This is a genomic window from Pseudomonas parakoreensis (assembly GCF_021602155.1).
In the GTDB taxonomy this organism is placed as follows: domain Bacteria; phylum Pseudomonadota; class Gammaproteobacteria; order Pseudomonadales; family Pseudomonadaceae; genus Aquipseudomonas; species Aquipseudomonas parakoreensis.
In genome coordinates this window covers 284274-303936 of the sequence record NZ_BQHY01000002.1, presented here as the reverse complement: position 1 = coordinate 303936, position 19663 = coordinate 284274, and the positions used below count along the sequence as shown (strand labels likewise).

Annotated in this window: 20 protein-coding genes; 12 read left to right on the top strand and 8 right to left on the bottom strand. The window is 60.4% G+C overall.

All coding sequences use genetic code 11. The annotated features are described in order from the left end of the window. Nucleotides 1-62: 62 nt before the first annotated feature. A complete protein-coding gene (locus L6D63_RS03875) occupies nt 63-317 on the top strand; it encodes a hypothetical protein (protein ID WP_003224595.1) in 255 nt (84 codons plus the stop codon). A gap of 8 nt (nt 318-325) precedes the next feature. On the opposite strand, the gene L6D63_RS03870 is transcribed toward L6D63_RS03875, so the two are convergent. Beyond that, nucleotides 326-1240: a LysR family transcriptional regulator gene (locus tag L6D63_RS03870; protein WP_047294227.1), complete on the bottom strand. Its 915-nt coding sequence runs from the start codon at nt 1238-1240 to the stop codon at nt 326-328. 84 nt (nt 1241-1324) lie between these two features. Here L6D63_RS03870 and L6D63_RS03865 point away from each other — a divergent pair, with 84 nt between their 5' ends. After that, the gene (locus L6D63_RS03865; protein ID WP_047294229.1) at nt 1325-2248 is read left to right on the top strand and encodes a carbon-nitrogen hydrolase family protein; all 924 of its coding nucleotides are present in this window, start codon (nt 1325-1327) and stop codon (nt 2246-2248) included. A gap of 140 nt (nt 2249-2388) precedes the next feature. On the opposite strand, the gene L6D63_RS03860 is transcribed toward L6D63_RS03865, so the two are convergent. From L6D63_RS03860 to L6D63_RS03850, 3 genes are all read right to left on the bottom strand, one after another. Next, on the bottom strand, nt 2389-2862 hold the full coding sequence (locus L6D63_RS03860; protein ID WP_007966053.1) for an LEA/WHy family protein: 474 nt from the start codon (nt 2860-2862) through the stop codon (nt 2389-2391). 64 nt (nt 2863-2926) lie between these two features. After that, complete coding sequence (locus L6D63_RS03855) at nt 2927-4393, bottom strand: nucleobase:cation symporter-2 family protein (protein ID WP_086791097.1); 1467 nt, start codon at nt 4391-4393, stop codon at nt 2927-2929. 215 nt (nt 4394-4608) lie between these two features. Then, a complete protein-coding gene (locus tag L6D63_RS03850; protein ID WP_131670366.1) occupies nt 4609-5502 on the bottom strand; it encodes a LysR family transcriptional regulator in 894 nt (297 codons plus the stop codon). 99 nt (nt 5503-5601) lie between these two features. Between L6D63_RS03850 and L6D63_RS03845 the strand changes: the two genes are divergently transcribed. The 5 genes from L6D63_RS03845 to L6D63_RS03825 all read left to right on the top strand — a co-directional run bounded on the left by L6D63_RS03845 (nt 5602) and on the right by L6D63_RS03825 (nt 10166). Then, a complete protein-coding gene (locus L6D63_RS03845; RefSeq protein WP_131670367.1) occupies nt 5602-6693 on the top strand; it encodes a polyamine ABC transporter substrate-binding protein in 1092 nt (363 codons plus the stop codon). 16 nt (nt 6694-6709) lie between these two features. Continuing rightward, nucleotides 6710-7669, top strand: coding sequence for an agmatinase (gene speB / locus L6D63_RS03840; RefSeq protein ID WP_131670368.1), 960 nt, complete (start codon nt 6710-6712; stop codon nt 7667-7669). Nucleotides 7670-7797: 128 nt separating this feature from the next. Next, nucleotides 7798-8916 carry a cell division protein ZapE gene (gene zapE, locus L6D63_RS03835; protein WP_121185316.1) on the top strand — a complete coding sequence of 373 codons (1119 nt, stop codon included), beginning with the start codon at nt 7798-7800 and terminating at the stop codon, nt 8914-8916. Nucleotides 8917-8933: 17 nt separating this feature from the next. Further along, complete coding sequence (locus L6D63_RS03830) at nt 8934-9515, top strand: DinB family protein (RefSeq protein ID WP_047294237.1); 582 nt, start codon at nt 8934-8936, stop codon at nt 9513-9515. A 153-nt stretch (nt 9516-9668) separates the two neighbouring features. Next, nucleotides 9669-10166: a GNAT family N-acetyltransferase gene (locus tag L6D63_RS03825; protein ID WP_121187753.1), complete on the top strand. Its 498-nt coding sequence runs from the start codon at nt 9669-9671 to the stop codon at nt 10164-10166. 83 nt (nt 10167-10249) lie between these two features. Here the strand turns inward: L6D63_RS03825 and L6D63_RS03820 are convergent, their stop codons facing one another. Both L6D63_RS03820 and L6D63_RS03815 read right to left on the bottom strand, forming a co-directional pair. Further along, nucleotides 10250-10459 (bottom strand): hypothetical protein, encoded by a 210-nt coding sequence (locus L6D63_RS03820; RefSeq protein WP_095666646.1) that lies wholly within the window; start codon nt 10457-10459, stop codon nt 10250-10252. Between the two features lie 204 nt (nt 10460-10663). Further along, nucleotides 10664-12910, bottom strand: a complete 2247-nt coding sequence (locus tag L6D63_RS03815; RefSeq protein WP_131670369.1) for a TonB-dependent siderophore receptor — start codon at nt 12908-12910, stop codon at nt 10664-10666. Between L6D63_RS03815 and L6D63_RS03810 the strand changes: the two genes are divergently transcribed. Both L6D63_RS03810 and gorA read left to right on the top strand, forming a co-directional pair. Continuing rightward, entirely contained in the window at nt 12897-13124 is a 228-nt protein-coding gene (locus tag L6D63_RS03810) for a hypothetical protein (RefSeq protein WP_047294243.1), read from the top strand. The two genes, L6D63_RS03815 and L6D63_RS03810, sit on opposite strands and share 14 nt — an antisense overlap. Further along, complete coding sequence (gene gorA / locus L6D63_RS03805) at nt 13108-14466, top strand: glutathione-disulfide reductase (RefSeq protein WP_121185323.1); 1359 nt, start codon at nt 13108-13110, stop codon at nt 14464-14466. The genes L6D63_RS03810 and gorA overlap by 17 nt, the downstream gene beginning before the upstream one ends. Here gorA and L6D63_RS03800 read toward each other — a convergent pair. Beyond that, nucleotides 14463-15479: a DNA-binding protein gene (locus tag L6D63_RS03800; RefSeq protein WP_131670370.1), complete on the bottom strand. Its 1017-nt coding sequence runs from the start codon at nt 15477-15479 to the stop codon at nt 14463-14465. The two genes, gorA and L6D63_RS03800, sit on opposite strands and share 4 nt — an antisense overlap. Nucleotides 15480-15656: 177 nt before the next feature. Here L6D63_RS03800 and L6D63_RS03795 point away from each other — a divergent pair, with 177 nt between their 5' ends. The 3 genes from L6D63_RS03795 to ahpF all read left to right on the top strand — a co-directional run bounded on the left by L6D63_RS03795 (nt 15657) and on the right by ahpF (nt 18990). After that, nucleotides 15657-16595: a site-specific integrase gene (locus L6D63_RS03795; RefSeq protein ID WP_041067146.1), complete on the top strand. Its 939-nt coding sequence runs from the start codon at nt 15657-15659 to the stop codon at nt 16593-16595. A gap of 136 nt (nt 16596-16731) precedes the next feature. Further along, complete coding sequence (gene ahpC, locus L6D63_RS03790) at nt 16732-17295, top strand: alkyl hydroperoxide reductase subunit C (RefSeq protein WP_003224621.1); 564 nt, start codon at nt 16732-16734, stop codon at nt 17293-17295. Nucleotides 17296-17427: 132 nt separating this feature from the next. Beyond that, entirely contained in the window at nt 17428-18990 is a 1563-nt protein-coding gene (gene ahpF, locus L6D63_RS03785) for an alkyl hydroperoxide reductase subunit F (protein WP_131670371.1), read from the top strand. A gap of 126 nt (nt 18991-19116) precedes the next feature. Here ahpF and gloA read toward each other — a convergent pair whose 3' ends face one another. Next, nucleotides 19117-19638: a lactoylglutathione lyase gene (gloA, locus tag L6D63_RS03780; protein WP_131670372.1), complete on the bottom strand. Its 522-nt coding sequence runs from the start codon at nt 19636-19638 to the stop codon at nt 19117-19119. Between the last annotated feature and the right edge of the window lie 25 nt (nt 19639-19663).

The window sequence follows — 19663 nt, the reverse complement described above, 5'->3', positions numbered from 1 at the left end:
TGCGCGGGAGATTTTCGCCGAGCGTGTAAGATGTCGCCATTTTACGCAGCAGGTATTTCCCCATGAGTTTCAATCTGGCCGACAAATCCCTCGCCGAGCGCGCTGCGCTGGAAGACGAGAAATCCCGTCTGTTCGAACTCTGGCAGAACAATCTGGGCAAAGCCAAAGGCGAAGCCGCGCGGTTGTTCGGCGAACGCTCCAAGCGCAAGGGCAAATGGGCCGAGTGGGTGCGCGCCGAGCTTGATGGCATGTCCCCGCCGGAATTCGCCAACATGGTGCGCAGTGAGGTCAATCGACTGATGGCGGCCAACAAGTAACACAGCCGTCAGTCTGCGTTGAAACACGCAACAATCGCCTCACGTACCTTGATCACCACCGGGTCGATCTGCGTGCTGGTGCGCCAGCCCAGTTCGATCGGGTAACGCGGCAGCGCCAGCGGGCAGGGCAGCAGCATCAGTCCGCTGAGCTGGGCAATGGCCTGGGCGGCATGGGTCGGGATGGTTGCCACGGCGTTGCTGCCCTTGAGCAGATGCGGCAGCGCGGCAAAGTGGGTGGTGGAGGCGCAGACCCGCCTGCTCAGCCCCAGCGCCGCCAGACCTTCATCAGTTATGCCGATAAAGCCGCCCGAGGACACCAGAATGTGCTCACGGGCGACGAACTCCGGCAAATCGATGCCCTGTTGACCGGGCGCCAGACTGCCCGGATCGACCAGACAGGCATAATCCCCTTCACCCAATACCAGACGACTGAGCAGGCGCTCGGCAAATCCGCCGGCGGTGATCGCCAGGTCGATGCTGCGCTCCATCAGGGCGCGAGCGACGATCTGGCTGTGGGTCTGGCGGAAGATCAGCCGCAGCTTGGGTGCACAGCGGGCGATTTCTTCGATCAGGCGCCGGCCATAGGCTATTTCGAAGTCATCGGACAGGCCCACCGTCACCGAACGGCCGTCATAGTGATGGGCCGCCGGGTCGACCATCGCCAGGCTTTGCCGGCATTTGTTCAGCGCCTCGCTGACCACCGGCTTCAGTTGATTGGCCTTGAGCGTCGGTGCCAGACCGCGTCCGGTGCGCACGAACAATTGATCACCATACACGTCACGCAACCGGCGCAACGCCGCGCTGACCGCCGATTGGGTCACGCCCAGACGCAGCGCCGCACGGCTGGCGCTGGACTCCTCATGCAGGGCTTCGAAGACTTTCAGCAGGTTGAGATCGACGGATGCGATATTCATTTGGCTCATATCATTCAGCAGTGAATCGGTCTTTATTCATGATCCCGCGCCGCCGCAGAATCGGCAACACTTGAACCTGATGGAGTGACTGCAATGCCCAAATCAATCGTCGCCGCCCTGCAGATTGGCGCCTTGCCCGGTGGCAAGGGTGAAACCCTGGAACAGATCCTCAGCTGGGAAGACGCGATCAGCGAGTCCGGCGCGGCGTTGGTGGTGATGCCGGAAGCGTTGCTCGGTGGCTATCCGAAAGGCGAGGGCTTTGGCACTCAGTTGGGCTATCGCCTGCCCGAGGGGCGCGAGGCCTTCGCACGCTATTTCGCGAACGCCATTGACGTGCCGGGGCCCGAGACCGAGGCACTGGCCGGCCTGTCTGCGCGCACCGGGGCCAATCTGGTGATCGGCGTGATCGAGCGTGCCGGCAGCACGCTGTATTGCACGGCGCTGTATTTCGACCCGCAGGCGGGGCTTGTGGCCAAGCATCGCAAGCTGATGCCGACCGGCACCGAACGGCTGATCTGGGGCAAGGGCGACGGCTCGACGCTGCCGGTGCTCGACACTCAGGTCGGTAAACTCGGTGCGGTGGTGTGCTGGGAAAACATGATGCCGCTGCTGCGCACGGCGATGTACGCCAAAGGCATTGAAGTCTGGTGCGCGCCGACCGTGGACGAGCGTGAGATGTGGCAGGTCAGCATGCGTCACATCGCCCACGAGGGCCGTTGCTTTGTGGTCAGTGCCTGTCAGGTGCAGGCTTCGCCGAACGCGCTGGGCGTGGAGATTGCCAATTGGCCGGCGGATCGACCGTTGATTGCCGGCGGCAGCGTGATTGTCGGGCCGATGGGCGATGTGCTCGCCGGGCCGTTGCGTGGCGAGGCCGGGTTGCTCACCGCTGAGATCGATACCGATGAACTGGTACGGGCGCGCTACGACTATGACGTGGTTGGCCACTATGCGCGGCCGGATGTGTTTGAGTTGAGTGTCGATGAACGGGCGAAACCGGGTGTGCGGTTCACCGCATAACGTCGGGCTGATTGAAAAAACTGTGGGAGCTGGCTTGCCAGCGATGGCGGACTGTCAGCAACGACGATGTTGGCTGAGCGACCCTATCGCTGGCAAGCCAGCTCCTACAGGTATTTATGAGCGGTTTCAAAATTGTGTATTTACCACGTCGCAGCAGTGGCCTTTGGCAAACTCAGCTTGCCGCTGTCGACAAAACGCATGGTGCCGAACACCCCGCCCGCGAGTTTGCCGCGCAAGACGTAAGGCAGGTTATCGAGGGTTTGGGTCTGGCTCAGGCCGAGGGTCTGGCGCAGCACCGAGAACGCGGAAACGCTGACCGGCACGCTGACCACGGTTTCCGAGAAGCGCGGGATCGAGCCGACCTGATCGCTGACGCCCGAGGCCAAGGGACGGCCGTTGACCTCCAGATCCAGGGCGATACCGTTGTAATCGATGGCCGTTTCATTGGGGTTCTGCACCCGCAGCTTGATCGCGAAACGCACTTCCAGATCCTGACTTGGCAACGGTTCGAGGCCGACCACGTTGATGTTCACCGGGTCCCGGTTGGGAAACAGCGCGCAGGCGCTCAGGGACAACAGCAGCAGGGACAGGATGACGGCGTGGACGCGGCGCATAAACAGTCTCTCAACGAAAAGGGCTGAACCGTTGCCGGTTCAGCCCTTTTTTCATGGCGTCGCGTCAGCGGTTCAACTGTGCGACCGCCGCTGCGCTGGCAGGTTCAGCTTTGGCCGGCAGATCGGGGTTTTCCATGACCTGCAGAATCGACGCTTCCGGATCGAAATCGTCTTCTTCCAGTTCAATGAATTCTTCCGGCAGGAAGATATTCAGCACGATAGCGCACAACGCACCAACGGTGATCGGCGATTCGAAGATGTTACGCAGCGCTTGCGGCAACTCGCGCAGCACTTCCGGTACGGCGGCGATGCCCAGGCCCATGCCCACGGAGATCGCCACGATCAACATGTTGCGCCGATGCAGGCCAGCCTCGGCGAGGATCTTGATCCCGGCCACGGCCACGGTGCCGAACATCACCAGTTCGGCGCCGCCGAGCACCGGTTTGGGCATCAGTTGCAGCACCGCGCCGATCATCGGGAACAGCCCCAGCAGCACCAACAGGCCGGCGATGAAGAACGCCACGTAGCGGCTGGCGACGCCGGTCAACTGGATCACGCCGTTGTTCTGCGCGAACGTGACCATCGGCATGCTGTTGAATACTGCGGCCATCGCCGAATTGAGGCCATCGGCGAGCAGACCGGACTTGATCCGGCGAATGTACAGCGGGCCCTTGACCGGTTGCCGTGAAATCATCGAGTTGGCGGTCAGGTCGCCAGCGGCTTCCAGGGGCGAAACCAGGAAAATCACCGCCACCGGCACGAACGCCACCCAGTCGAAATTGAAGCCGTACTTGAACGGCACCGGCACGCTGACCAGCGGCACTTCGGGCATTGAAGCGAAATCCACGGTGCCCATCAGCCATGCGACCACGTAGCCGAGGGTCAGGCCGATGACGATGGCGCCCAGGCGCAGAAACGGCACGTCAACGCGGTTCAACACAACGATGGTGCCGATCACCAAAGCGGCCAGGAATACATGGCTGGCTGCGCCCAGATCGGGCGCGCCGAAACCGCCGGCAATGTCGGTCATCGCCACTTTGATCAGCGACAGACCCATCAAGGTGATGATGGTGCCGGTGACCACCGGAGTGATCAGCATCCGCAGTTTGCCGATGAACTGGCTCAGCACCACTTCGATGAACGCGGCGAAAAAGCACACGCCGAAAATGGTCGAGAGAATTTCATCGGTGCCGCCGCCCCGGGCCTTGACCATGAAGCCGGCGCTGAGAATCACGCTGATAAAGGAAAAACTGGTGCCTTGCAGGCACAGCAGCCCGGAACCGACCGGGCCGAAACGCTTGGCTTGAACGAACGTGCCCAGGCCCGAAACGAACAGCGCCATGCTGATCAGGTACGGAATTTCACTTTGCAGACCGAGGGCGCCGCCCATGATCAGGGTCGGGGTGATGATGCCGACGAAGCTGGCCAGTACGTGTTGCAGTGCGGCGAACACCGTGGCGGTGAGGTGCGGACGGTCGTTGAGGCCGTAGATCAGATCGTTGTTGCGCGGGACTTTTTCAGAGGCGGTCATGGTGTTTTGCGCGCCGTGAGGCGGGGCCGGGTCAGAAAATGGAGGCGCAGGATGCCGGAAGAGGGCGGCGAGGGCAACGAGCAAAAATTGCCTGAAAGGTCAGGTTTTATTGGGTTTGAGGAGGATTTTCCCTTAAATCAAAAGATCGCAGCCTTCGGCAGCTCCTACATTTTGCATTCCTGTAGGAGCTGCCGAAGGCTGCGATCTTTTGATCTTCAAACAAAGGCTGCGAGCAAATCCTCCTCAAACGCCTTCTGCGCATCCCCCGGCACCTGCGCGCGGTGCCGTGCCAGATGAAACGCCACGTCGAAACTCAGTTCCCCTGGCCGCAGCGCGCGCAGCAGTCCCTTGTCCTCCCAGACCCGCGCGTAGTGATCGGGCAAATAATCGATGTGCTTGCCGGAAAGAATGAACGCGAGGGTACCTTCGACCTGCTCCGAACGCGCGGAACAGCGCTGGTCCGCAATCGGCTCGCCACGGCGCATGAACCGATACGGATGATCGACCCGGTCGCACGCCTGCAACGCCGCGTCATCCGGCGCATCGACGCTGAACAGCGGATGTCCCTGTGCGCAGTACAGATGCTGGGTTTCGCTGAACAGTTCGCGGTAATCGAAGGCGCTCTGCACCTGTGAGAAATAACCGATGGCCAGGTCCAGCCGCTTTTGCAGCAGCAGGCGCTCCATCTCCCCGGGCATCGCGCTGATCAACTCGATGCGCACCGACTCATCGCGCTCACGAAAGCGCCGGATCGCATCCGCCACCCGCAGCAGCACCGACTGATCGACTGCTTCGGAAAGGCCCAGCCGCACCTCACCGATCAACCGTCCGGCGACGCCGTTGGATTGATGGCGGAAGGTCTCGATGGACGCAAACAGCGTGCGAATTGCGATCAGCAATTGCTCGCCCTTGGGCGTCACGCTGAAACCACCCTTGCCCCGGCTGCACAGGCGATAACCGAGGCGGGTTTCCAGCTTGGCCATTTGCTGACTGATGCTCGACTGGCTGAGGCCCAGCTCACCTTGCGCCGCGCTGAAGCCGCCACATTCCACGACCCGCACAAACAGGCGCAGCAACTGCAGGTCGACGTCGTGAAGCTGACCGAGCATTACATTACTCCCGGATAAAGTCAGGTTAACAAACTTGATATTTCTGCAATGTATCCGACGGCGCATCCTGCCACCACTTCCTCCGGTCAGGTATTCGTCATGGCTCCCGTATTCAAGCTGTGTTTTCCCGCGCTGTTGTTGTCCGTGGTCATCCAAGCACAGGCCGAGGATAAAACCCTCAATCTCTACAGTTGGGCCGATTACGTGCCGGCGCAGACGCTGCAGCGTTTCGAGCAGGAGACCGGCATTCATGTGCGCTACGACACCTTCGATACCTCCGAGGTGTTGGAAACCAAACTGCTGACCGGTGGCAGCGGTTATGACGTGGTGGTGCCGTCGTCCAGCGTGCTGGCCCGCGGCTTGGCAGCAGGCGCGCTGAAGGAAATCCCGCATGAAGGCCTCAAGGGTTACGCCAACCTTGATCCCGATCTGCTGGAAAAACTCGCCGCCGTTGATCCCGGTAATCGCTACGCCGTGCCTTATACCTGGGGCACGCTCGGGTTGGGGCTGAACGTCGAGGCGGTGAAAAAACGCCTGCCGGATGTGCCACTCAACAGCCTCGACCTGCTGTTCAAACCCGAGTACGCCAGCAAGCTCAAGGACTGCGGGATTGCCGTGCTCGACTCGCCGCAGGAAGTCATTGGCCTGACGTTGCACTACTTGGGTAAAGATCCCTACAGCACCGACAAGAATGATCTGGCCGCCGCCGAAACCTTGTTACAGAAACTCCAGCCTTCGGTGCTGTATGTCGCCACCGGCCGGCAGATCAACGACCTGGCCAATGGCAGCGTCTGTCTGGCACTGACCTACAACGGCGACGTGAGCATGGCTGCCGATCAGGCGCACAAGGCCAGCAAACCGTACGAGGTCGCTTACCGGATTCCGCGCGAAGGTACGTTGATCTGGCAGGACAACCTGGCCATTCCCAAGGACGCGCCGAACCCGCAGGCGGCGCGGGCGTTCATCGAATTCATGCTGCGCCCCGAATCGGTCGCCGAGCTGACCAACACGCTGTTTTTTGCCACCGCCAATCAGGCTGCAACGCCGCTGGTGGACGAAGCGGTGCGCAATGATCCGGACATCTATCCACCCGCCGAAGTGCGCGATCGGTTGTACGCCGACCGCAGCATGAGCCTCAAGGACATGCGTCAGCGCACGCGTCTGTGGACCACTTTCCGTAGCCATCAATAATCAAAGGAGCACACCGATGGACGTGCCGATGCTCAACGACCAGGCCATGACCCGTGACAGCCTGTACGGGACTGCCGCCGAAAGCACTTACGCCGGGATCACCAGTTTCATGCGTCGCCGCTACAGCCGTGATTTGCGCGGCGTCGACGTGGCGGTCAGCGGGGTTCCGTTCGACACCGCTACCAGCAACCGCCCGGGCGCGCGTTTCGGGCCTCGGGGGATTCGCGCCGCGTCCACCGGGATCGCCTGGGAACGGCACTGGCCGTGGGCGTTCGATCCGTTCGATCATCTGGCGGTGATCGACTACGGCGATTGCGACTTCGATTACGGTTCACCGCACACCATTCCGGAAAGCATCGAGGCTCACGCCGAACGCATTCTTGATGCCGGCAGCGCCATGCTGACGTTTGGCGGCGACCACTTCATCACCTATCCGCTGCTCAAGGCCCATGCGCGCAAACACGGCGCGCTGTCGCTGATCCACTTCGATGCGCACAGCGACACCTGGCCGGACGAGGGCGGCAAACGTGTCGATCACGGCACCATGTTCTGGCATGCGGCCAAGGAGGGCCTGGTCGATCCGGCGCGCTCGGTGCAGATCGGTTTACGCACCACCAATGACGATCATCAAGGCTTTGCCGTGCTTGATGCACGTCAGGTACATCGGCGTGGCTGCGAGGCGATTGTCGAGGCAATTCGCGCACGGGTTGGCGATCACCCGGTGTACCTGACGTTCGATATCGACTGCCTCGATCCGGCCTTCGCTCCAGGTACCGGCACTCCAGTGTGTGGCGGGTTGAGCACGCTGCAGGCGCTGGAGATCCTCGGCGGCTTACGCGGAATCAATCTGGTGGGCATGGACGTGGTGGAAGTGGCACCGGCCTATGATCATGCGGACGTAACGTCACTGGCAGCGGCAACCCTGGCCATGGAAATGCTCTGCCTCTACGCTGCCCGACACAAAGTCGACCTCTGACACCCCACAACCCCTGTGTAGGAGCTGCCGAAGGCTGCGATCTTTTGATCTTGATCTTGAAAAACAAAATAAAAAGATCGCAGCCTCGTTGCACTCGACAGCTCCTGCAGGGATATATACTGCCGCGCATGACTTTCGACTCTCCTCTAAGCGCCTGGCAACACGCGATCAAGCACAAGGGCTTCATCCAGGATGAAGCCCAGGAACATGCGGTCTGGGCGCTGCAAAAATGCCATGAAGCCTTGCATGCCGGTGCCCGTTCGGTCGCCGGCGTGTATTTGTGGGGCCCGGTCGGGCGCGGCAAGACCTGGTTGATGGATCAGTTCTATCAGAGCCTGCGGGTGCCGGCCCGACGGCAGCACTTTCATCATTTCATGGGCTGGGTGCACCAGCGCTCGTTCCAGTTGACCGGGATCGCCGATCCGCTGCGAGCGCTGGCCAAGGAGCTGGCGGCGCAAGTGCGGGTGCTGTGTTTCGATGAGCTGTTCGTCAACGACATCGGCGACGCGATCATCCTTGGTCGGCTGTTTCAGGTGATGTTCGACGAAGGCGTGGTGGTGGTCTGCACCTCCAACTTGCCGCCGGATGAGCTGTATGCCGACGGCTTCAACCGCGACCGGTTTGTCCCGGCGATTGCCGCGATCAAGGCGCACATGCAGGTGGTGGCGGTGAATGGCGCCGAGGATCATCGCCTGCATCCGGGCGCGGGCCAGCAGCGGTATTTTGTCGTCGCGCCGGGGCAGGACAGCGCGCTGCAGCAGGTCTTTCAGTCGCTCAACGCCGGGCAGCCTGCCAGCAACGCGCCGGTGGCCGTCGGCCATCGCCTGTTGAACGTGGTGCAGGCCAGCGAATCGGTGCTCTGGTGCCGCTATACCGATCTCTGCGAACAACCGTTCGCCGCGATGGACTTCATCGCGCTGTGCGACCGCTATCGGTCTATTCTGTTGAGCGACGTGCCGAACCTCAGCGCGCAGAAGCGCGAAGGGCGTATCGCTCGCGGTACCGAGGATGGCTCGGCGCAGGTGGTGGCCGGCGACCGCGAACTGCCGCAACTGTCGGTGCACGACGACGGCGTGCGTCGCTTCATCGCCTTGGTCGACGAGTGTTACGACCGTAAAGTCCCGCTGTACATTGAGGCGCAGGTGCCGATGGACGCGCTGTACACCGAGGGTTATCTGGAATTTCCGTTCCGGCGCACCCTCAGCCGATTGCAGGAGATGCAGTTGCAGCGTTTTGCCGAATCCTGAGCGCAGAGGGCGCGAACATGAGCCAACCGCTGTCGCATCATTTATTGACCATGGCCTACCAGAACGCGTGGGCCAATCATCGCTTGGGCAACGCTTGGGCCCAACTCGACGCTGAGGCTCTGGCAGCGCCACGGGTGAGTTTTTTTCCGAGCATCCGCCTCACGCTCAATCACATCCTGACGTGCGACTGGTTCTACGTCGACGCGCTGGAGCGCGAGTTGCGCGGTGACGAGCCGCATCCCGACTGCTATGTGTTTTTCGAACGTGACGAGCCGTTTACCGAGGCCTCTGCGCTGCGTGAAGAGCAGGCGCACGTGGACCGTCGGTTGATCGCTTATTGTGAGCAACTGCGCGATGCCGATCTGGGGCGGATCGTCACCATCGCCCGGGAAACGCCGCAGCACGACAGTCGCCTGCGCATGCTTTCGCACCTGTTCGAGCATCAGATCCATCATCGTGGGCAAGTGCATGCGATGCTCAGCGCGACCTCGGTAAATCCGCCGCAGCTGGATGAGTTTTTCTGCGCTGGCGAGAGCGGCTTGCGTGCTCAGGATTTTGCCGAACTGGGTTGGACCGAGGAGCTGATCTGGGGGCGCTGACGCTGGAAAATCAAAAGATCGCAGCCAGCGGCAGCTCCTGCAGGCGTTTGCTATCAGCGTTTCTCCGATTGTGGCCCACGGCAGCCTCGCGTTAAGGTCGAGCAGCCTTTCAGGTGCGCACCTTGCACGCCGGGGCTTTGATCGGGGATGGAAATGGATTCCGCAGAAATACTTGTGCTGCAAGCCAGCTACACCAATCCGCTGCACGCCGAAGCTATCGGCATTGTGCTCAATCACTACGCAGAAGATCCGATGGGCGGCGGTCAGCCGATTGCCCCCGAGCTGCTGCGTCGCCTGCCTGAAGAACTGGCCCGCCGGCCCCACGCGTTCAGCGTGCTGGCGTTTGTCGGTGGTGAGCCGGCAGGGCTGGTGAACTGCTTTGAAGGGTTCTCGACGTTTGCCTGCAAACCGCTGGTCAATGTTCATGACGTGGCGGTGATTTCGAAATTTCGCGGCCTCGGGCTGAGCCAGAAAATGCTGCGTAAGGTCGAGGAGATTTCCCGCCAGCGCGGCTGCTGCAAGATCACCCTGGAAGTGCTCGAAGGCAATGCGGTGGCGCAGAACGCCTATCAAAAGTTCGGCTTCGCCCCTGGCATGTTCGACCCGGAACATGGCCGCATGCTGTTCTGGATCAAGGATCTGCAGGCATAAAAAAGGCGCCCCACACAGGGCGCCCAACTGTCGTCTCCGAGGCCAGAGCGGAGCCATCGGAGGTCCATCGGTTGCTCGGTGAATCAGTTGCGATAAGACTCGGTGACTTGCGCGGTCTGATCGTCCGGAACCTGCAGTTCCGCTGCTTTGCTGTCGGTCGGTTGTTCGCTTGGCGCGGGGTGGACCGGGAAGTTGTCGTAGTAATGCCGCATGCGTTCGGCGCCGCCCTCGGCAAAGGCACTGGCGGAACCGAGGGCGAGTAGCCCGGCAAGAATGGCGGTGGTGGTTTTCATGGTGCCTCCTACTGAAAAACGTGGGAGCCGTTCGTCCATGAAGCAGATCTCGGGGCACAGTGTCCCAGCGCGGCATTAACTCGGGGTTAACAGCGGTGGTGAGGGATTGGGTGACGCATTGCGCGTCACCTTGCGAGTGAGGCCGCTACGCGACCCATCGGGGATGAATCCCCTCGCCACAGGGGGTTTATTGAGCCTGTTCGCTCAGAGCTTCCAGTCCAGGCTCAGCGTCACCGTGCGCGGGTCGCCCCAGTACACGCCGTTGTAGAAACCGACGTTGTCGTAATACTTCTTGTCGAACAGGTTATCGACGTTCAGCGATGCCGACAGGTGCTTGTCGAATTCATAACGTGACATCAGCTTGACCACGCTGTAGGCCTGCTGATTGATCCGCGCCGGTTCGGTGATGATCCGGCCGTTGGCGCCACGCCCGATCGGGCGGTTGGCTGCGCCATAGACGTCGCTCTGCCAGTTCACCGCGCCACCGACAGTCAGTGCGTGCCAGTTGCCCGGCAAGCGATAGGTCGTGGACAGCCGCAGCATGTTCAGCGGTTGAGCGGTGTTGCTGCGCTGTTTTTCGCCGTCGACGGAATGGGTGTAGGTGTAGCCGGCAGTCATGTTCCAGCCATTGAGGATTTCGCCGGACACCTCGGCCTCGAAGCCATTGACCTTGTTGCCCTTGCCGCCGGACTTGAAAAACTCCTCGCCACTCACCGGGTCTGGGGGCACCGAGTTGTCGCGCTCGGCGACGTTGTCCTGTTTGCTCCAGAACACTGCCGTCGCCAGGTTCAGGCGTTCGTCGAGCAGGCTGCCCTTGAGCCCGACTTCGTAGTTGCTGCCAACCACGGGGTCGAGGTAATTGCGGTTGCTGTCGCGTTTACTCTGCGGTTTGAAAATGTCGGTGTAGCTCACGTAAGCCGTGTACTCCGGCGTCAGGTCATAAAGCAGGCCGGCGTAGGGCGTCCAGATATCGTTCTGACGCTGATGGGTGGCATCGGTGCTGGTCAGTTTTTGCTGCGCGTCATAGTAGTAATCGGTGCTGGATTCGTCCCAGCTGCCATAGCGGCTGCCGATGACGGCATGCAGCTCATCGGTCAGGCTCAGGCGGGTCGCGAGGTAACCGGCCTTTTGCCGAGTGATGCCGCGCGCGCCCGGCAGGCCGGTAACGGTGTCGGCGAACTTGCCGATGTCACCCATGTATTTCCAGTCGCGGATCTTGCCGTAGTCGGCGGCTTGGGGGCCGTTGAAGGCGTAGGGCGAAGTCGAGCGGTTTTCCGCCTCGCCGTAGCCGAACATCATCTCGTGTTCGCGGCCGAACAATTGGTACGGCCCCGACAGGTTGAAGTCGTACACGCTCATTTTCTGCGTGCCAAGCATGTGCCCCATGTAGGCCGTCATGCCGCTGCGGTCGGCCTCGGGGAATCCGCTGCCGCCGTAATAGACCTTGCCGTCGGTATCACTTTCGCGGTGGGTGTAGGCGGCCTTCAACTTCCAGCCATCACCCAATTGCTGGTCCAGGGTGACGAATGCGGTCTTGTCCTTCAGCGGCCAGGAACTCCAGGAGGTCGCCATGTTCGTCGACCGGCCAAGGCCCGCCTTGCTGCCGTTGGCGTTCCAGTACGGCACGGTGCCCCAGGAGGTGCCTTGTACCTGCTTGTCCTGATAGTCGTAACCGACGGCTAGCACCGTGGAATCGGTCAGATCAGCTTCGAGAATGCCGTAGCCGACCTCGCGTTGCAGCGCGTATTTGTCACGGAACGACTGGCTGTCACGATAGGCCAGCACCGTGCGCCCGCGCAGCCGGCCGTCGAAAGCCAGCGGCCCACCAACGTCGACATAGCTGTAATAGTTGTCATAGCTGCCACCGCTGACCCCGGCCAGTGTCTGCCACTGGGCAGTCGGGCGTTTGCGCACCATGTTGATGGTGGCGGAGGGATCACCGGCGCCGGTGGTGAGGCCGGTCGCGCCGCGGACCACTTCGATGCGGTCGTAGATGATGGTGTCCGAATCCGACTTCATGCGCCCGAAGGTGTTGAGCATGCCGTCGATCTGGAAATTGTTGATCGGGTAACCCCGCGCCGAATAGCTGACTCGGTCCGAGTCGTTGTGTTGCACGACGATACCGGTGGTCTGACGCATGGCTTCGGACAATGTACCGAGCTTGAAATCATCCATCTGCTGGCGCGTGACCACGGACACCGATTGCGGGGTTTCCTTGATCGACAGGTTCAGCCGCGTTGCGGTGCTCATCGCGCCGGTGGTGTAGGAATGAGTGTTTTCGGTATTGAGGCCGAGGCCTTCAGCGCTGACGCTGGTGGCGTCCAGTTCCAGCGCCTGGGCGGCGGATTGTGGCGCTGTTTCAGGGTCGGTTTCAGCCAGCAGATCGGGACTCAACGCCATGCTGAACAAGCCGACAGTCAAGGTCATGGAACGGGTAATGGGCGCGAACATCGCAGCCGACTCCTTGTCTTCGAGGGAAAAAATCCGTTGGTTCAAAGACGAGGTGCAGCCCGACGATTTAGTATCAAACAAGAAATATTATTATTTGGAGAAGTTTCCCGACTTCGCCGAGGCGGGCGAAAAGCTGCGCACGGCGCTTGCCCAATGGACGGTGGCGGGTATGCTGTTGGCCTGCCGAGGAGATAGCAATGGCCTACGATTTTGACCTTTATGTGATTGGTGCCGGTTCCGGCGGTGTACGTGCAGCGCGCTTCGCGGCCGGTTTCGGCGCGAAAGTGGCGGTGGCCGAGAGTCGTTATCTGGGCGGTACCTGCGTCAACGTCGGCTGCGTGCCGAAGAAACTGCTGGTGTACGGCGCGCATTTCGCCGAAGACTTCGAGCAGTCGTCCGGTTTCGGCTGGAGTCTGGGTGAAGCCAGTTTCGACTGGGCGACCCTGATCGCCAACAAGGACCGCGAAATCAATCGCCTCAACGGCATTTATCGCAACCTGCTGGTCAACAGCGGCGTCACCCTGCACGAAGCCCACGCGAAGATCGTTGGCCCGCATGAGGTCGAGGTCAACGGTGAGCGCTTCACCGCGAAAAACATCCTGATCGCTACGGGTGGCTGGCCGCAGATTCCGGAGATTCCGGGACACGAACACGCGATCAGCTCCAATCAAGCGTTCTTCCTCAAAGAACTGCCGAAACGTGTATTGGTGGTCGGTGGTGGTTACATCGCGGTCGAGTTTGCCGGGATTTTCCATGGCCTGGGCGCCAACACCACGCTGTTGTATCGCGGCGATCTGTTCCTGCGTGGTTTCGATGGCTCGGTGCGCAAGCATTTGCAGGAAGAGCTGACCAAGCGCGGTATGGATCTGCAGTTCAACGCCGACATCGCGCGCATCGACAAACAGCCAGACGGCAGCCTCAAGGCGACCCTCAAGGATGGCCGCGTACTGGAAGCCGACTGCGTGTTCTACGCCACGGGTCGCCGTCCGATGCTGGACAATCTGGGTCTGGAAAACACCGATGTGCAGCTCACCGACAAGGGCTTCATCAAGGTCGACGAGCAATACCAGACCAGCGAACCGTCGATTCTGGCGTTGGGTGATGTCATCGGCCGGGTGCAACTGACGCCGGTGGCACTGGCCGAAGGCATGGCGGTGGCGCGGCGCTTGTTCAAGCCGGAGCAATACCGCCCGGTGGATTACAAGATGATCCCGACGGCGGTGTTCAGCCTGCCGAACATCGGCACTGTCGGTTTGACCGAAGAAGAGGCGCGGGAAGCGGGCCACGAAGTGGTGATTTTCGAAAGCCGCTTCCGCCCGATGAAGCTGACGCTGACCGAATGTCAGGAGAAAACCCTGATGAAACTGGTGGTCGACGGCAAAACCGACAAAGTGCTCGGCTGCCATATGGTCGGCCCGGACGCGGGTGAGATCGTGCAAGGTCTGGCAATTGCTCTGAAGGCTGGCGCGACCAAGCGTGACTTCGACGACACAATCGGGGTACACCCGACGGCCGCCGAAGAGTTCGTCACCATGCGTACGCCGGTCGGCGCTTAAGCATCCTTCGCTTTGCCTGTGTCTGGCGCTGCTGCAACGGTAGCCGCCAGGCGCAAGCTGTCTTCCAGACTCGCTTGAGTCTTGGTCAATTCCTTCTCCAGTGACTGATTGAGCTGCCGCTGTTCGTCGGCATCCTGTTTCAGCGTCTGACTCTCCAGCAGGGCCACGCGCAGGCGTTCCTGGAGGAGGGTGCGTTCGTTGTCGACGCGAGTGGCTTGCTCCAGCAACTGATCCTGACGCTGGTTGCTGTGCTTGAGCTGATCCTGCATCAGGCTCAGTTCGCGCTGGGTACCACGGTTTTCCGTGAGCAGACGTTCGTTGTCGCGATGCAGCTGGGTGATCTCGTCCTGACGCACCAGTGCACTTTGTTGCGCCTGGCGCAATTCCATCTGCAACTGCTGCAGCTGTCCCTCGTGACGGGCCTGTTCCTGCTCGCGCTGCTCTTTGGTGGCGTTGCGGTAATGCTCAAGCGCATCGCGGGCGTGCAGGTGTTTCTCTTCCAGCGAGCGGATCTGCTCGTCCTTGTCCTGCAGGCGCAACTCGAAATCGGCCAGCGCCTGATTGAGTCCCGCGTTGCGGGTTTGCTCGGTCTGCAGCATCGAACGGGTTTCTTTCAGCGCCTCGGATTCCTTGGCCAGCGCCGCGCCTTGGATGTCGTGCTGTTGCTCCAGTTGTTCGAGTGCCTGGCGTACTTGCTTGAGTTCCGCTTCCAGCGTTTCACGCTGCTCTTCGAACTGCTCGCGCGCTTGTTCAATGGGCTCTTGTGCTTGTTCTTTCAGGCGCTGGGCGAGGCGTAAGACCAGCGCCGTCAGCTCATGGTTGATCGGTTCTGCGGACGCTTCGACCGGTTGGCTGCCGTCATCGAGCTCTTTCAGATAGCGATGGATCGTGGTTTTCGAGCCGGTGTTGCCCAGCTCAATGCGTACCGCATCGATGCTGGGGTGTTCGCCTCGGGCCAGAATCGCTGTGCGCGCGATCTGGACCACTGCTTTATTTACGCCGCCACGGGCCATGTGAACTCCTACCGTTTCGTACTGTGGTACATGCCATCAAAGTACGCAGTGTACCACACTGAAAATAAAGTTAAATGTTTGATTAATAACAGACGGGATATACTGGTATTACCCAATGTCAGGTGATTAAATTGCTTTTTTTCGCCCTGAATCAGTACGCCAGCGAGAACACTGTCCATGAGCGAGATTGATCGCTATCTGCAAGCCGCCACCCGTGACAACACCCGCCGTAGCTATCGTTCGGCGATTGAACACTTTGAAGTGAAGTGGGGCGGGTTCCTGCCGGCGACGGCCGATAGCGTTGCGCGGTATCTGGTCGAGCATGCCGGCGTGCTGTCGATCAATACGCTGAAGCTGCGTTTGTCAGCGCTGGCGCAGTGGCACAACAGTCAGGGTTTTGCCGACCCAACCAAGGCGCCAGTGGTGCGCAAGGTCTTCAAAGGCATTCGCGCACTGCATCCGGCGCAGGAAAAACAGGCCGAGCCGCTGCAATTGCACGATCTGCAGCAAGTGGTCGACTGGCTTGAACAGGAAGTCCGCAGTGCGCGGCAGCAGCAAGATCGCCCGCAGTTGCTCAAGGCCTGTCGCGACCGGGCGCTGATCCTGCTGGGCTTCTGGCGAGGCTTTCGCAGCGATGAGCTGTGCCGTTTGCAGATTGAGCATGTGCAGGCGCACGCCGGTAGCGGCATCACCTTGTATCTGCCACGCAGCAAGGGCGACCGCGAGAACCTCGGGCAGACGTATCAGGCGCCGGCGCTGCTCAAGCTGTGCCCGGTGCAGGCTTATATCGACTGGATCACCGAGGCGGCGCTGGTACGCGGTCCGGTATTTCGCGGCATCGACCGCTGGGGACATCTGAGCGAGGAGGGCTTGCACGCCAACAGTGTCATTCCATTACTGCGTCAGGCGCTGGAACGCGCCGGCATCCCGGCCGAGCGCTACACCAGCCATTCCCTGCGTCGCGGCTTTGCCACCTGGGCGCATCAAAGTGGCTGGGATTTGAAATCCTTGATGAGCTATGTCGGCTGGAAGGATATGAAGTCAGCCATGCGCTATGTTGAAGCGAGCCCCTTTCACGGGATGGCTCGGATTACGGATAAGCCGGCTTCATCGTAGATATGGTTTTCTTCTATTAATACAGTCAGCTAATAGCGAAAACAAATCAGCAGCATCAGGTTTGCCAATGAGCCATCCGTCAAGTGAGTGGGTAGGATTCACCCATCGAATTCACAACCCTGACGGAGAGTCATCAATGCCTATCATCAACAGCCAAGTAAAACCGTTCAAAGCTACCGCGTTCAAAAACGGCGACTTCGTACAAGTCTCGGACGCTGACCTGAAAGGCAAATGGTCCGTAGTGTTCTTCTACCCAGCCGACTTCACTTTCGTTTGCCCAACCGAGCTGGAAGACCTGGCCGACAACTACGCTGCGTTCCAGAAACTGGGCGTGGAAATCTACAGCGTTTCGACCGATACCCACTTTGCTCACGCTGCCTGGCACAACACTTCGCCAGCCATCGGCAAAATCGAATACACCATGATCGGCGACCCGACCCACGTCATCTCCCGCAACTTCGACGTGCTGATCGAAGAAGCTGGTCTGGCGGATCGTGGCACCTTCGTGATCAACCCTGAAGGCCAGATCAAAATCGTCGAACTGAACGATGGCGGCGTTGGCCGTGATGCTTCCGAACTGCTGCGCAAGATCAAGGCTGCTCAGTACGTTGCTGCTCACCCAGGCGAAGTTTGCCCAGCCAAGTGGAAAGAAGGCGAGGCCACTCTGGCTCCGTCCCTGGACCTGGTCGGCAAGATCTGAGTCTGTGAGACACGCAACACAGGGCGGTACTCCGCACCTACTTCAGTAAGCTGCACCGCCCATTGAAAAAGCCCGGGCGAGATTCGCTCGGGCTTTTTTTCGCCTTGAATAAAGACACAGGAGATCGCCCGTATGTTGGACGCCAATCTTAAAGCCCAGTTGAAATCGTACCTGGAACGGGTCACCCAGCCGATCGAGATCGTTGCTTCCCTCGACGACGGTGCGAAATCCCGGGAAATGCTTGACCTGCTCGAAGACGTTGCCAGTCTGTCGAGCCAGATTACCCTGATCGACAGCGGCACCGATGCGCGCAAGCCGTCGTTTTCGATCAATCGCCCAGGTGCCGACATCAGCCTGCGTTTCGCCGGCATTCCGATGGGCCACGAATTCACATCGCTGGTGCTGGCCCTGTTGCAAGTCGGCGGCCACCCATCGAAAGCCAGTGCTGAAATCATCGAACAGATCCGCTCGCTCAAGGGTGAGTTCAGCTTCGAGACCTACTTCTCACTGTCGTGCCAGAACTGCCCGGACGTGGTCCAGGCGTTGAACCTGATGGCCGTGCTGAACCCGAACATCCGTCACGTCGCCATCGATGGCGCGTTGTTTCAGGACGAAGTCAACGATCGCAAGATCATGGCTGTGCCGAGCATCTACCTCAACGGTGAAAACTTCGGTCAGGGCCGTATGGGGCTGGAAGAAATTCTCGCCAAACTCGACACCGGCGCCATCGAGCGTCAGGCCGAGAAGATCAGCGCCAAGCAAGCCTTTGATGTGCTCGTAGTTGGCGGTGGCCCGGCCGGTGCTTCGGCTGCTATCTATGCCGCCCGTAAAGGCATCCGCACCGGTGTGGCGGCCGAGCGCTTCGGCGGTCAGGTGCTGGACACCATGGCGATCGAAAACTTCATCTCCGTGCAGGAAACCGAGGGTCCGAAACTGGCCACGGCGCTGGAAGAACACGTCAAACAGTACGACGTCGACATCATGAACCTGCAACGCGCCGACAAGCTGATTCCCGGCAAGAACGGCGAGTTGCACGAAGTCCATTTCGCCAGCGGTGCGACCCTGAAAGCCAAGAGCGTGATCCTGGCGACCGGCGCACGCTGGCGTGAAATGAACGTGCCGGGCGAACAGGAATACCGCAACAAGGGTGTGGCGTACTGCCCGCACTGCGACGGCCCGCTGTTCAAAGGCAAGCGTGTGGCGGTGATCGGCGGCGGTAACTCCGGCGTCGAAGCGGCCATCGACCTGGCCGGTATCGTTTCCCATGTGACGTTGCTGGAATTCGACGTGCAACTGCGTGCCGACGCGGTGCTGCAACGCAAACTGCACAGTCTGCCAAACGTCACCGTGATCACCAGTGCACAAACCACGGAAGTCACCGGCAATGGCGAGAAGGTCAACGGCCTGCGTTACAAGGATCGCAAGACTGACGAACTGCGCAACCTCGAGCTGGAAGGGATCTTCGTACAGATCGGTCTGCTGCCGAACACTGACTGGCTCAAAGGCACCATCGAGCTGTCGCCACGCGGCGAGATCATCGTCGACAACCGTGGCGAGACGTCGATCCCGGGGGTCTTCGCGGCGGGTGACGTGACTACCGTGCCGTACAAGCAGATCGTGATTGCAGTGGGCGAGGGCGCCAAGGCTTCCCTCAGCGCGTTCGATCACTTGATCCGTACTTCGGCGCCGGCATAAGCATCAGTCGCTGAAACGCAAAAACCCATGAGCGATCATGGGTTTTTTTATGGCTGAAGCAAAAGATCGCAGCCTGCGGCAGCTCCTACCAGGAATGTGTAGGAGCTGGCGAAGCCTGCGATCTTTTTACAGCGGTGCAGGCTGGATGATTTCTACCCAGTAGCCATCCGGGTCCTTGATGAACGCCAGGCTTTTCATGCGGCCATCGGTCAGGCGCTTCTGGAAATCACAGCCCAGCTCTTCAAAACGCGCGCACGCTGCAACGATGTCCGGCACCGAAATGCAGATGTGACCGAAGCCGCGCGGGTCGGTGTTGCCATTGTGATAGGCGAAGTCGGCGTCGTTTTCAGTGCCGTGGTTGTGAGTCAGTTCGAGGATGCCGGGAATCGACTTCATCCATTCGGTGCGGGCCGCGGCGTCGGCCGGAATCTGCGCCTTGTCGACCAGCGCGAGGAAATACAGGCTGAATTCGGCCTCCGGGAAGTCACGCTTTTCAACCAGCGAGAAGCCCAGGACGCGGGTGTAGAAGTCCAGGGACTTGGTGATGTCCTTCACGCGCAGCATGGTGTGGTTGAAGACGAAGTTGCGGGTTGCGCTGTCTGGCGTGGCAGTAACGCCGGGGAAAGTTTTCAGTTCGTGCAGGCTCATAGGCCCTCCGTAACAATGGGGCGAG

Coding starts and splice junctions, on each gene's coding strand:
- L6D63_RS03875 (WP_003224595.1), top strand. CDS start 63: ATGAGTTTCAATCTGGCCGACAAATCCCTCGCCGAGCGCGCTGCGCTG.
- L6D63_RS03870 (WP_047294227.1), bottom strand. CDS start 1,240: ATGAGCCAAATGAATATCGCATCCGTCGATCTCAACCTGCTGAAAGTC.
- L6D63_RS03865 (WP_047294229.1), top strand. CDS start 1,325: ATGCCCAAATCAATCGTCGCCGCCCTGCAGATTGGCGCCTTGCCCGGT.
- L6D63_RS03860 (WP_007966053.1), bottom strand. CDS start 2,862: ATGCGCCGCGTCCACGCCGTCATCCTGTCCCTGCTGCTGTTGTCCCTG.
- L6D63_RS03855 (WP_086791097.1), bottom strand. CDS start 4,393: ATGACCGCCTCTGAAAAAGTCCCGCGCAACAACGATCTGATCTACGGC.
- L6D63_RS03850 (WP_131670366.1), bottom strand. CDS start 5,502: ATGCTCGGTCAGCTTCACGACGTCGACCTGCAGTTGCTGCGCCTGTTT.
- L6D63_RS03845 (WP_131670367.1), top strand. CDS start 5,602: ATGGCTCCCGTATTCAAGCTGTGTTTTCCCGCGCTGTTGTTGTCCGTG.
- speB (WP_131670368.1), top strand. CDS start 6,710: ATGGACGTGCCGATGCTCAACGACCAGGCCATGACCCGTGACAGCCTG.
- zapE (WP_121185316.1), top strand. CDS start 7,798: ATGACTTTCGACTCTCCTCTAAGCGCCTGGCAACACGCGATCAAGCAC.
- L6D63_RS03830 (WP_047294237.1), top strand. CDS start 8,934: ATGAGCCAACCGCTGTCGCATCATTTATTGACCATGGCCTACCAGAAC.
- L6D63_RS03825 (WP_121187753.1), top strand. CDS start 9,669: ATGGATTCCGCAGAAATACTTGTGCTGCAAGCCAGCTACACCAATCCG.
- L6D63_RS03820 (WP_095666646.1), bottom strand. CDS start 10,459: ATGAAAACCACCACCGCCATTCTTGCCGGGCTACTCGCCCTCGGTTCC.
- L6D63_RS03810 (WP_047294243.1), top strand. CDS start 12,897: ATGGGCGCGAACATCGCAGCCGACTCCTTGTCTTCGAGGGAAAAAATC.
- L6D63_RS03815 (WP_131670369.1), bottom strand. CDS start 12,910: ATGTTCGCGCCCATTACCCGTTCCATGACCTTGACTGTCGGCTTGTTC.
- gorA (WP_121185323.1), top strand. CDS start 13,108: ATGGCCTACGATTTTGACCTTTATGTGATTGGTGCCGGTTCCGGCGGT.
- L6D63_RS03800 (WP_131670370.1), bottom strand. CDS start 15,479: ATGGCCCGTGGCGGCGTAAATAAAGCAGTGGTCCAGATCGCGCGCACA.
- L6D63_RS03795 (WP_041067146.1), top strand. CDS start 15,657: ATGAGCGAGATTGATCGCTATCTGCAAGCCGCCACCCGTGACAACACC.
- ahpC (WP_003224621.1), top strand. CDS start 16,732: ATGCCTATCATCAACAGCCAAGTAAAACCGTTCAAAGCTACCGCGTTC.
- ahpF (WP_131670371.1), top strand. CDS start 17,428: ATGTTGGACGCCAATCTTAAAGCCCAGTTGAAATCGTACCTGGAACGG.
- gloA (WP_131670372.1), bottom strand. CDS start 19,638: ATGAGCCTGCACGAACTGAAAACTTTCCCCGGCGTTACTGCCACGCCA.